Consider the following 12,089-nt stretch of genomic DNA (forward strand, 5'->3'; position numbering starts at 1 on the left):
AATCCACAATCGAAGGGCGGGATCCGCCGTTCGGAGGTTTTATGAACAACGGAAAAGTGAGAATATACGAGTTATCACGGGAATTGAATTTGGAAAACAGAGACATTTTGGCAGTTTGCGAACAACTGAACATTCCAGTTAAAAGCCACAGTAGTACCATCTCAGAAGATGAGGCCCAGCGCATCGAAAAATTTGTCATGAATCATCCAGAAAAAGCGAATGGAGCCGCCAAAACCAAAGAAAAACAAGCGGCCTCCGAACTGGGAAACCCCTCAAACGCTAAGAAAAAACAGGAAATTTTGGAAATCCGAAAACAACCTTACCGCAATAATAACAATCAAGTTGGGGGACAAACCCTATTAGAAGACAGTGCCTTCCCCAATGCCCACAGCTCATCCGATGCCAATCAAAATAAGCAGATGATGTTGAATCGACCTGTGCGTAGTAACGACAGCGATCCCAGTCTACCGGACTCCCAAAACCTCGAAGAGGAATTCTCAGCTCAGGATGAGGCCAATACCCCGGCCCTCGCCCCAGAGCGCAATCCAGAGCGGGTCTCGGAACCCCAAGGGGACCACAGAGACGGAAATAATCCGCTCTCTGAGGAAGAATTGCAAGAACTGCAAGCTCCCCCCGTCCGCCCCGTCCGCTCCTCTGACCGGAAAATTGAGTCTGGTAAATTGGACCGACCTGTACTCAAACCCCTGTCCAAGAAAGACGACAGCCCCTCCCCAGTGGTGGCGAAAACTCCTAGCCCCACTAGCCCAGGAGCGCCGCGTGCAGCCAAGCCCGCTGCTCCCTCTCGTCCCTCTCCCTCCGCGCCCTCTGCGCCGACCCCCTCGGTCAGTAAGGAAGGCGATTCCCGTCGAGAAAGTCCCCAGGCTGGAATTGCACCTAAGCCTAAACCTGTAACGGAACTCGTCCGCCCCCGTCGCTCCGGGGAAGGTGATACGGCTATTGCCAAAGCCAAGGATTTGCGCGATCGCGCCTCGTCGGATGAAGATATCTCTACCACTGAGGCCGAACCCTTCGTAGAGGACGATAACGAAACTCCACGTCCTCAACTGAAAGCTCCCCCTCGTCCTCCCAAGCGTTTGAAAAAACGCAAGGAAGAAGAAGACGAGATGCAAGACTTAGATGAAAAAGCAGGTAAGGGCCTTACCAAATCTAAGCGGCGACTCAAGCCTCTGGCCGATGAAGATGATGATGATTATGAAAGCGATTTAGATACGGATGAATCGTCAGATACCGCTCTGAGCCTGTCGATCGCCCGTCCGCCTAAACCCAAAACTGCCCCGGCTCCCCGGACTAGCACCATCATCACCGCCCGTCAAACCAAAAAACCGAATACCAATCGCGACTCTTCGGGCAGTAGTAAATCTCGGGGCCGTCGTCAAGAAAAAACTGAGAAAAAAGAACGTCCAGACCATATTGTCATCACTCAAGCGATGACCGTGCGAGAACTGGCTAATGCCCTGGCTGTTCCGGAAACCGATATCGTCAAAACCCTCTTCTTCAAAGGAATTGCGGTTAACATTACTCAAACCCTCGATATTCCCTCGGCCAAAATGGTCGCCGAAGAACTAGAGGTCACCGTCGAGATCGCTGTCGCCGAATCCGAAGCGAAAAAGGTCAGCGAGATGATCGATATCAGCGACCTGGAAAGCCTCCAGATTCGTCCGCCAGTGGTCACGATTATGGGCCACGTGGACCACGGGAAAACTACCCTCCTCGACTCCATCCGCAAAACGAAGGTGGCCCAAGGAGAAGCTGGTGGGATTACCCAACATATCGGGGCCTATCATGTGGATGTGGAACATAAAGGCAAGATGCACCAAGTCGTCTTCCTGGATACTCCAGGTCACGAAGCCTTTACCGCCATGCGTGCTCGCGGGACCCGGGTGACGGATATTGCCGTTCTGGTGGTCGCTGCCGATGATGGGGTCCAACCTCAAACCATTGAGGCCATCAGCCATGCGAAAGCGGCTCAAGTGCCAATTGTGGTCGCCATCAACAAAATTGACAAGATGGACTCCGACTTAAACCGCGTTAAGCAGGAACTAATGAATTACGGTCTGGTCCCCGAAGAATTCGGCGGCGACACGATTATGGTTCCCGTGAGTGCGATTCAAGGGCAGAATTTGGATACTCTGCTAGAGATGATTATCTTGGTGGCAGAAATCGAAGAAATCTCGGCTAACCCCAATCGCGCTGCGAAAGGGACCGTGATTGAGGCCCATTTGGATAAAGCTCGGGGTCCGGTGGCTACCCTGCTGGTACAAAATGGCACCCTGCATATAGGGGATATTTTGGTCGCAGGCTCCACAATGGGTAAAGTCCGGGCAATGGTGGGCGATCGCGGCGATCGCGTAGAAGTCGCTACCCCTTCCTTTGCTGTCGAAGTCTTGGGCTTAAACGAGGTCCCCTCTGCCGGGGATGAGTTCGATGTCTTCCCGAATGAAAAAGATGCTCGGGCCGTTGCCGACGATCGCGCCGATGTCAATCGCGAAACTCGTCTCAATCAAGCCCTCAACTCTCGTCGGGTCACCCTCAACAGCCTCAGCGCTCGTGCTCAAGAAGGTCAGTTGAAAGAACTCAACCTGATTCTAAAAGCCGACGTTCAAGGCTCCATCGAAGCCATCATTGGCTCCTTAAAACAACTTCCTCAAAATGAGGTGCAAGTTCGCGTCCTGTTGGCTGCTCCTGGAGAAGTCTCCGAAACAGATGTTGACCTGGCTGCCGCTTCTGATGCGGTCATTGTTGGATTTAACACCACCTTCGCCAGCGGTGCACGTCAGGCAGCTGACCGCGCTGGGGTTGATGTTCGCGAGTACAACATCATCTATAACCTGCTCGATGATATCCAAGCAGCAATGGAAGGTCTGCTGGATCCTGAATTGATTGAGGAACCCCTCGGTCAGGCAGAAGTCCGGGTGGTCTTCCAAATCGGTCGCGGTGCCGTCGCAGGCTGTTATGTGCTCTCCGGTAAAATGATCCGTAACTGTAAGGTGCGGGTTCATCGCAAGGGAGAGGTCATCTATGAAGGTGCTCTCGACTCTCTCAAACGGGTTAAGGATGATGCCAAGGAAGTCAATAGTGGCTTTGAATGCGGTATCGGTATTGATAAGTTCAGTACCTGGCTCGAAGGAGACACGATCGAAGCCTATCGGATGGTCACCAAGCGCCGCACTCTTACTCCCGCTTAACGGTGGACAGACAGTGTCACCGCTTAAGGGTGAAGGGTAAAGGAGATTGGTCATTGGTCATTGGTCATTGGTCTTATGTCATTGGTCATTGGTCGTTGGTCCTTGGTCGTTGGTCTTATGTCATTGGTTCGGGGTTGGTGAGTCTTCAACAATCCAAAGGACAAAGGACATAAGACATAAGACCAATGACAAATGACATCGGGTCATTTGCCATCCTTCCCCCTTCATCCTTCATCCCTGATTCGTCGTTCCTCATCTTTAACATCGGTTCATGGTGTCTTTTCGTTCTGATCCCTATTTTTGGATTCATCTAGCGGGTGTGGCGGCGGTCCCCCTGTTTCTGGAACTGACTTGGGTCGGTTTGTCCGTGGGTGACCCTCTGTTCTCGGGTGGTTTGGAATTGCTGTTGGTTGCGGCAGTGGGCCTGTTGCCCCTGTTGTGGATGCAATGGACGCGCCCCTTCTATATTTTTAGTTTGCTATTTGTGGCGATCGCCCCCCAGTATCTGACCGAAGAACAACGACGGATCCTCAGCTTATTTTTAAGAGCCCGGAACCGTTGGCTGGCCCTCTTGGTTCCGGTGGGATTAGTGGCCATTCTCTGGAATCTTTATCTGTGGTCCCCCGTTGCTGCGGGGATTGCTGCTTATTTACCCCAATCGCATCTTTTAGGACTGGCGATCGCAGCCCTTGGCTTTTTCGGCGCTAATCTCTTTTTACAGGTCCCCATTAGCGTCCTCGCCGTCTTGCTCACCCCAGAACCTATCTTTGCCGCCACATCCCCCGTTCCTGTGGACCAACTTCCCCGGACCTTTACAATCCCCGGATGGAAAGTCCAGAAAATTTTACCCCTACCCCCCATCCCGGTCGAATTGGCTTCCCCTCAACCCCTTTCTGACCCCATCCCGCCCCCGGTGGACTCTCCGGTTCCCCCTGAAAATTCGGAACCCTAACCCCACATGGCACTTCGTCAGATGCTGTTTCAAAGGAGTGTGAGCATCGTGCTTCGCTGACTACAACCGTAGTGAACCCGATGCTGGCACTTCTTCATCCTTCCTCATGACTTAGACGACTCTATAAATGCCCCCCGATAAAAAAGTAGAGCCGCCAAATTTAGCGTCTCTAAAAAGGTTTAAAACCTTGAAATTAAACTCGGGTTTCTTCAGCCTAAATTAATTTTATTCTTCCCCTTTAAAACGGTAACTTGTCCAGAAAACTCAGCTTGTCATAGACTCGTATTAAACTCGCCACATCCACTTCTATAGTCTGTGCGGGGTAATTTTCAATCAATTCCACCACACTAATCTGCCCATCTTCTGCTGCTGACAGAACCAAGGAAGCACGCAGAGCCTGCCCGCTCAACTGGCCCGAAGGGGTCTGAATCATGTCCCCCATTTCATCTAACACGCGCTTACCCAGACGATGATTCAGCGCCTGATCCAAAAATTCTGGACTCAGGGAAATTGAGCGGTTTAAATGATTCCGAACCTCATCCGGGTTTTGACTAGATAACCGGATATACGATCGCAACGAGAAAGACAGATCTCCCGTCTCAGCAAACCTAGATAAGTCAGCCACAGAGACAGGTGCACGCATGGGTCCATACTTGAGAATAATTTCTTCAGCCGCAGTAGCGCTGTTTGGGGAAAGCATTCCTTCCCCCACTCCCACTAGAGCAATCCCCAGAGTTCCCACCTGGATAATCCGACGCAAAACAGACAACATGGATAGGCGCATTTTTACCATTTTAATAGATGAGTTTACCGACTAAAGACGAGGAATTGATAGAAGAGGTTTCGGGCTTGGTAAAGGAGATTCCCTTTGAGTTTTAATCCCCTAAACCGCTTGGAATTTTCCTAAAACCCCCAGTCAAATTTCCCGGAAAACAACAGGAATGAACGAGTTGATTGAATCAGAATTAAGTCTGAAGGAGATACATCCAGGCAGGAGGGGATAACCGGCAGAAGAAAGCGGCTTTTTGGCCATTTATTTGCGGCCAAGCCAGCCTGAATCTTGTGAAAAACCGGGGTTGGTCTTCCCTCTACTGTAGCGGCCTCCTAGGGATTTAATTTCATGGCCACTGCGTTAATGTAAGCGCCTGTGGGGTTAACCTAAGTCTAACAACTTTCATGTTTTACCAGAGTAGGACTCATCAGCAGATGATCAAGCGACTTTCTTCTTTCAGGTTACAACCCGCGAGTTTGGAGCAGGGTCCCGTGACCCAGAAATTTAGCCTGACCCTGGTAACCGCCCTGGTTTTGGGGGTGGGAGTAGTGGCTGTTCCCGGATCCTGGGCCAACATGGTCCCCCGGATGCCACAGTCCTCGGGAGTGCAGACGGCCCAAATTCCGGCGAATGCTAGAGTTGTCTATGTTAATCCGGTCTTAGGGAGCGATCGCCCTGATGCAGGCACCACTGAAGAGGCTGCTTATCAGAGTATTACTTATGCCCTCTCCCAAGCCACCCCGGGCACGGTGATTCAGTTGGCCCCTGGAAGTTACACCAAGGACACCGAAACTTTTCCTCTGACCCTCCGCCCGGGGGTCATTCTGCGCGGGGATGAAGATAAGAAAGGGCAGAACGTGCGGATTATTGGCGGTGGTAGCTTTAGCAGTCCCACCTTTGCAGTTCAAAGTGTAGCAATTGTCACCGCCACCGATAGCACGATCGCCGGGGTCGGGGTAACCAACCCTAACACCCGGGGAACTGGCATCTGGATCGAATCGGGAGCAGCAACGATTCGTAATAGTACCTTTACCAGTAATCTGCGCGAGGGCATTTTTGTCACGGGGACTTCCACGCCCTTGATTGAAAATAACGTCTTTAGCGAAAACGATGGGAATGGGATTTCCATTGCGCGATCGGCAAAAGGGGAAGTTCGGGGAAATGTCTTTCAGGACACGGGTTTTGGCTTGGCGATCGGGGATTCATCCGCCCCAATGATTGTGGATAACCGGATTCTACAAAATATTGATGGGGTGGTGGTGTCCAATTCGGCAAAACCGATCTTTCGCAATAACGTGATTGAGAATAATGAACGGGATGGGATTGTGGTGATCGGGGATGCGTTGCCCGATTTAGGGACTGCCGAATCGGAAGGCAAAAATTACATCCGGGGTAACACCCGCTATGACCTTTATAATGCCACCCGCACCAATACAATTTTGGCGGTGGGGAATGATATTGATGGTAGTCGAATCTCCGGGGCGGTGGAGTTTGTAGCGACAACGATCGCCGCAGGATTTCGAGATATTGGGGGTCACTGGGCGCAACCTTATATTGAAGCGTTGGCGGCTAAAGGGGTGATTGCGGGATTTAATGATGGGACATTTCGTCCGAATGAGCGGGTGACCCGTGCGCAGTTTGCGGCGATCGTGAATAAGGCATTTACCCCGCGATCGAATCAGGCTTGTTCGGCGTTTTCCGATGTCCGAAGTAATTTCTGGGGCTTTGAGGCGATTCAAACGGCTTGTCGAGGAGGGTTTTTAGCGGGATACCCGGGAAATGAGTTCCGCCCGGAACAGCAGATTCCTCGGGTTCAGGTGCTTGTGGCCCTAGCCAGTGGGTTGGGATTACGTTCTGAGAATATGGGGGTGTTATCGGTGTTTTCGGATACGAGTGGGATTCCGGATTGGGCGCAGTCGGCGATCGCCGGGGCGACGGAAAGCGGCTTAGTCGTAAATTATCCGATTCGCGATCGCCTCAATCCCAGCCAAGAGGCAACCCGCGCCGATGTTGCGGCATTTGTTTACCAAGCTTTAGTTAATGCCGGTCAAGCCGAGGCGATCGCCTCTCCTTATCTGGTGATGGCTCCTTAATTTGGGCCAACAGGTTCAAAGGGAAAGCGCCGGTTGCTGCGATCGCAGCAACCGGCGCTTTCCTTATCTTTAAGGTTTTATGTTTAGGGTCTTTATATTGGCTGACCCCATTTGAACTTTATGGATTTGATTATGACCGAAATTTTGGTAGACCTAGAATTTCGTAATCTTTTCTTTAGATTTATACTCAGGGAACCACTCCCGATTTTTAAAAAATTTTTAATTATAAGCTCCATTGCCCTCAATGGATAGTGTTCTTAGGAAGATTTTACCTCACGGGCAAGTGCAGGAGAAATTAGATATTCTTATCAAGGGATCAGAAACATTTAAGAGAAACCCACCGGGGGAGCATTAACAGCGCTAAGCCAGAAAAAGACTTGATCCGCACAAATGGTCCCCAGCACGGTAGAGTAAAAGCGCGATCGTCCTCCCCACTGGAGCGGAACAATCGAGCATTGGCAGCGACTTCAGTCTGACTTTTCTAACCGAAAGAGCCACACCATTAGGGCGATAATCCCAAGTTGCAAAGCAAAATTAGGCAGTGCCGAACCAACTTCCCGACCTGCTAATAGTTGCGCCAGAAACACAAAAGCGCCAATGCCACCGGAGGCTCCACAGACTAGGTAAACAAATTTACGCAGTCCCTTATAGGGCGCAGCAGCTTCAGCCCTTAACCGAGCATATTTTTCCGGCGGGAGGGATTCTTTACCCCGGGGTGTAGGGTTGCCAGAAGGAGGGCGGGTGGGATCCGAACTGCGGGAGGACCCGGTAGGGGAATCGGGAGTTTGATCAGCCATAAGACTTACAAAAACAAAGGGTTGAGGTTCGCCTTTCCATTATCCAAAACAATGGGGTTCTCGGAACCCCAGGGGGCAAGAGCTTACAACGGCAGGGTTTTTACGCTCATGGTGATTTGCCTTACTATTAACTGCACCTGATGGTTCCCTCCCCTGTGTCTTGGTCCGGGTTAGGGTGGGGTCCACGCGCGATCGCGCTTGCGCGTAGAATGGGTGGGTCAAGGGTCCAAAGGGTCCACGCACAATCGCGCTTGCGCGTAGAAAGAAGTTGGACCAGCCTCCAGAAAGGTGCGGTAAGCGGAGCTATCCCGTAGGGAATCGCCTCCTTATGAGTGTGTGAGGTAGCGGTAAGCGGAAGCTCTCCCGTAGGGAATCGCCCAAGAAGAACCCCACCCTAACCCGGACCAAGACACAGGGGAGGGGACCGGAGAATCACCAGGGTCTATAAACACCCACTGATCCCTTAAAACTCATCCCTGTAGAGAATTTGTGCGGGGGATTATCGGGGAGTGTAGATGACTCGGTAAGATGGAATCGATCCCCCGGCGTTTTTCACAGCGTACCTCTGCGACAAATAGCGGGTTCAACCGCCTGATTTGTCGGAGTGGGACGATCATGAGCGATCGCCCGGGCGGTGTCTGACAAGCATTTACATTGAGGACATGGATATCGCAACAGAGAATGCTGCAACAATTGCTATCGTGTTGGTCGCCCTCGGAATCTTGGGGTGGGGATATTATCGTGCTAGGGATTTTGGAAAACTCGGCATCTTAGCCTGGTTACAGTCTGCGGTACTGATGCTCCCTTGGCTGTTGTTCTTTGGCTTATTCTCCGCCGGAATCTACCTCAACTTAGTGGGGATTCTGCTGCTGGTTCTCGCCTCTGCGGGATTGTACATCTATTTGGGCAAACAACTGCGGGCAGCGGGTCAGGATGAGGTCCTGCGAGAACGGGCCGCCAAACGCTTGCAGTCTGATCAAAATCCTGTGGGGGCCAACTCTGAGAACCCAACGAGTCCCGGTGTGGAAGATCAACTCAAGTCGATCGCCCCGGAGTTCGTCCGAATTCCCGAAGAAGACCTCAAAAAGATCCAGGGGATTTTTGGCATTGATACCTTCTTTGCCACAGAAACGATTTCCTATCAAGAAGGGGCAATTTTTAAAGGAAATCTGCGCGGGGATCCGGATGAGGCTTACCATCGCCTCGCCGAGACCCTCCAAGAACGCTTATGCGATCGCTATCGGCTATTTTTAGTCCCCAATCCTGACGAAAAACCCGTGGCGATCGTCTTACCCAGTACCTCCGACCCCAAACCCTCCACCCGAGGACAAAAAATTCTAGCGGTAGTGTTATTTGTCGCTACTATCCTCACCAGTTTAGAAACCGCTGGATTATTCCTCGGATTCGACTTCTTTACCAATCCCCAACGCCTTGGGGAAGTGCTCCCCCTGACCTTGGGAATTTGGGCAGTCTTGCTTTCTCATGAAATTGCCCATCGGATCATCGCCCAGAAAAATAACGTCCGCTTAAGCTGGCCCTTTTTCATCCCTACTTGGCAAATAGGTTCCTTTGGGGCAATCAATCGCTTTGAAACCCTCTTGCCGAACCGAACAGTGTTGTTTGATGTGGCCTTTGCCGGACCTGCTGCCGGTGGATTAGTCTCCCTGGGGATGTTAATCCTGGGTTTACTTCTGTCCCATGAAGGCAGCTTGTTCCAAATTCCAGCAGAGTTTTTCCAAGGGTCTGTGTTAGTCGGTTCTTTAGCAAAAGTTGTGCTGGGTCCGGCATTGAATCAGCCCTTGGTCCCGGTTCATCCAATGATGGTGATTGGTTGGCTGGGATTAGTGATTACCGCACTTAACCTGTTGCCTGCGGGTCAACTTGATGGGGGCCGAATTGTCCAAGCGGTCTACGGACGGACCATTGCGGGACGGGCCACGATCGCCACGGCAATTGTCTTGGCGATCGCCGCCTTCTTCAATCCATTGGCCTTATATTGGGCGATCGTGATTCTCTTCCTACAACGGGGTTTAGAACGCCCCAGTTTGAACGAAATTAAAGAACCCGATGACGCCCGGGCAGCCTTGGCTTTGTTAGCCTTATTTTTAACGATCGCAACCTTACTCCCCCTGAGTACCTCCTTGGCCGGTCGTTTAGGAATTGGCGGATAATAATAGAAGGAGAAAGCAAGGGCACCGGACCGCAGAACAATACTGAGGTCCTCGATACCCTAGAAGTTAGAAACCGGGTTTCTTGAAAAATCTTTACGTCATGAGCAACAAGTTTGGGCGAGAAACCCGGTTTCTTGTTCTCTTTTTTTTAAAAAACCGACCCGATCGCGTTCCGGCTTTCCCGCTTTCCTTTTCCTTTTTTACCCCCCCTTTAACATCATGAGTGCGCGACCCCAGATACTACTTGTTTTTGATACAACCTCTCTGTTAGCCGGTGATACCAAGGTTTGGAAAGATTACAAACGGGTGGGGAGTTGTTTTGTCCCCAACGTTGTCTTTGAAGCGATGCAAGATTTCGCCGATAGTGCTGCCGAACCGGGACAGGAGAAGGCAGCCAAAGAGTTTATGAGATTTTGGCCTAAAAGTGGATGGCAGCAAACCACCGCCACAGCTACCCATCGCAAGTTAACACCCCCTGAAGGGGCTGCCCTGAGTTCCACTGCCCGGTTAAGTTTAGAAATAGCCGAGGCTGCTTATGGTGTGGCCCTAGAGCGGGAAGATGCGATCGTCGTCTTTGTCTGCAATGGACAACCCCTGCTTAAACGGATCGCTGCCTTACGCCAAAATAATCTTTGTGGGATTACCTCAGCGATGTTGTTACAGTGGTCTCGGGCGAATAAGGAACCGGAGGTGGTGACTCAGCAGGTGGAGAGAAGGGAAGAAAGTGATGACACCTCGGGAATGAGTACCGCATCCCAAGCGCGATCGCCCTCCAAAAGCCACAAAAAAGCCCCCGCCTCCCGCAAACCTGCCGCCAAACGTCCCGCAGCAGCCAAGCGACCCAAACCCATCCCCATCCAGGAAGAAATCATCGATGATTCGGCTTATGCTCTCCAAAATCGCCGACACGGATTTTACGTCAAACCCAAGAAATCCAATATTTTCGCTCAACTAAGTACCGCACTTGTCGCCCTAGTCATGGCAGCATTCATGATTACCGTCCTCGGCTTTATGTGGAAAATGGCCTTTCCCGAAACCTTTAACCCCTTTTGGCAAAAGCAAATCCAGCCCCAGTTAAAAAAATTACCCCCCATCCCAGGAGTATCATAATCAACATCGGGCAAAATACCGGATTCATACGGAATCCGGTTTTCAAAGACCTATAAAAACCCACACCCTCAAGGGTGGGTCTACAGGGACAAAGCCTGCCTCAGCCCGCTATGGGATAAAAACGACTTTTAACAAGCGGATTTGGTATCAACCCCCTTAATAACGGCAATCGGCTTGAGTGAATTTTGCGCGATGTTTAATCACCAAAAAAGCGGGAAACGAAAATTTCTCCATGTTCTTAGTAACGACTTGCTGTCGTTTCCCCTCCTATCCTTTTACCGCAACCCCTTTGTAGAAATAACCCACAGTTTTAGGAATCTTAGGCGCATAAAAGCGCTCCAGTTCCAGAATCTGAAACTGATTTTCTACTAAACTTTGAATCGGACGATTCAGATGACATCCATCCCCCACCATTTTTTGCAGAGGAGTGAGGATATTTTGCCAACCTTGAATCTTCAGTTCCTCACTCAATCCATGTTCCAAAAAAAAGAATTTTCCTGTGGATTTCAGAACCCGGTGAATTTCTGCTAAAGCCCGTTCCACTTGGGCGATACTACACAAGGTCCAAGTGCTAACAACACTATCGAAACTCTCATCGGGAAAGGGTAAATTCTCCCCACTGATGACCCGAACTTCTACATCGATATTCGAGGACTCAATCCGGTTTTGAGCCAACTGATTCATGCCTGGATTCGGATCCACCGTGGTGAGCTTTTGGACTGTTTCTGGGTAATGAGGCAAATTTAATCCCGTCCCAAACCCTATTTCTAACACATTGCCGGATACGCTAGATAAAACCTCTTCTCTATACTGGGAGATTCGCGGATCGGACATGGTAATATCCATCAGCTTGGGTAGAATAACCTGGGAATAAAATTTCATGATTGATTAGAAGACTTCCTACAGGGATTGATACTAGACCTCTTGCAAAAAAAAGGATTGCTCCCCCTTTTTACCCCTTATTAAGGCTAATCGGCTTGAGAGCATT

General features: G+C 50.7%; 8 protein-coding genes. 5 read left to right on the forward strand and 3 right to left on the reverse strand.

Annotated features, from left to right (window positions below; translation table 11 throughout):
* Positions 1 to 41: 41 nt before the first annotated feature.
* A complete protein-coding gene (gene infB, locus NG792_RS11030; RefSeq protein WP_261235471.1) occupies positions 42 to 3,206 on the forward strand; it encodes a translation initiation factor IF-2 in 3,165 nt (1,054 codons plus the stop codon).
* A 271-nt stretch (positions 3,207 to 3,477) separates the two neighbouring features.
* The gene (locus NG792_RS11035) at positions 3,478 to 4,158 is read left to right on the forward strand and encodes a low-complexity tail membrane protein (protein WP_261198201.1); all 681 of its coding nucleotides are present in this window, start codon (positions 3,478 to 3,480) and stop codon (positions 4,156 to 4,158) included.
* A gap of 238 nt (positions 4,159 to 4,396) precedes the next feature.
* Here NG792_RS11035 and NG792_RS11040 read toward each other — a convergent pair whose 3' ends face one another.
* Positions 4,397 to 4,951, reverse strand: a complete 555-nt coding sequence (locus NG792_RS11040) for an alpha/beta hydrolase (RefSeq protein ID WP_261235472.1) — start codon at positions 4,949 to 4,951, stop codon at positions 4,397 to 4,399.
* A 470-nt stretch (positions 4,952 to 5,421) separates the two neighbouring features.
* Here NG792_RS11040 and NG792_RS11045 point away from each other — a divergent pair, with 470 nt between their 5' ends.
* Positions 5,422 to 7,023: a DUF1565 domain-containing protein gene (locus tag NG792_RS11045; protein WP_261198204.1), complete on the forward strand. Its 1,602-nt coding sequence runs from the start codon at positions 5,422 to 5,424 to the stop codon at positions 7,021 to 7,023.
* Positions 7,024 to 7,490: 467 nt separating this feature from the next.
* On the opposite strand, the gene NG792_RS11050 is transcribed toward NG792_RS11045, so the two are convergent.
* Positions 7,491 to 7,820 (reverse strand): DUF3493 domain-containing protein, encoded by a 330-nt coding sequence (locus tag NG792_RS11050; protein ID WP_261235473.1) that lies wholly within the window; start codon positions 7,818 to 7,820, stop codon positions 7,491 to 7,493.
* Positions 7,821 to 8,482: 662 nt separating this feature from the next.
* Between NG792_RS11050 and NG792_RS11055 the strand changes: the two genes are divergently transcribed.
* Both NG792_RS11055 and NG792_RS11060 read left to right on the forward strand, forming a co-directional pair.
* Positions 8,483 to 9,991: a site-2 protease family protein gene (locus NG792_RS11055; RefSeq protein WP_261198206.1), complete on the forward strand. Its 1,509-nt coding sequence runs from the start codon at positions 8,483 to 8,485 to the stop codon at positions 9,989 to 9,991.
* Positions 9,992 to 10,210: 219 nt separating this feature from the next.
* The gene (locus tag NG792_RS11060; protein WP_261235474.1) at positions 10,211 to 11,101 is read left to right on the forward strand and encodes a PIN domain-containing protein; all 891 of its coding nucleotides are present in this window, start codon (positions 10,211 to 10,213) and stop codon (positions 11,099 to 11,101) included.
* A 267-nt stretch (positions 11,102 to 11,368) separates the two neighbouring features.
* On the opposite strand, the gene NG792_RS11065 is transcribed toward NG792_RS11060, so the two are convergent.
* The gene (locus NG792_RS11065) at positions 11,369 to 11,983 is read right to left on the reverse strand and encodes a class I SAM-dependent methyltransferase (RefSeq protein ID WP_261198208.1); all 615 of its coding nucleotides are present in this window, start codon (positions 11,981 to 11,983) and stop codon (positions 11,369 to 11,371) included.
* Between the last annotated feature and the right edge of the window lie 106 nt (positions 11,984 to 12,089).

The sequence above is a fragment of the Laspinema olomoucense D3b genome, from assembly GCF_025370785.1.
Lineage (GTDB): Bacteria > Cyanobacteriota > Cyanobacteriia > Cyanobacteriales > Laspinemataceae > Laspinema > Laspinema olomoucense.

Bases quoted from the DNA above. Each gene is read 5' to 3' on its own strand.
- infB (WP_261235471.1), top strand. From the start codon at position 42: ATGAACAACGGAAAAGTGAGAATATACGAGTTATCACGGGAATTGAAT.
- NG792_RS11035 (WP_261198201.1), top strand. From the start codon at position 3,478: ATGGTGTCTTTTCGTTCTGATCCCTATTTTTGGATTCATCTAGCGGGT.
- NG792_RS11040 (WP_261235472.1), bottom strand. From the start codon at position 4,951: ATGGTAAAAATGCGCCTATCCATGTTGTCTGTTTTGCGTCGGATTATC.
- NG792_RS11050 (WP_261235473.1), bottom strand. From the start codon at position 7,820: ATGGCTGATCAAACTCCCGATTCCCCTACCGGGTCCTCCCGCAGTTCG.
- NG792_RS11055 (WP_261198206.1), top strand. From the start codon at position 8,483: ATGGATATCGCAACAGAGAATGCTGCAACAATTGCTATCGTGTTGGTC.
- NG792_RS11060 (WP_261235474.1), top strand. From the start codon at position 10,211: ATGAGTGCGCGACCCCAGATACTACTTGTTTTTGATACAACCTCTCTG.
- NG792_RS11065 (WP_261198208.1), bottom strand. From the start codon at position 11,983: ATGAAATTTTATTCCCAGGTTATTCTACCCAAGCTGATGGATATTACC.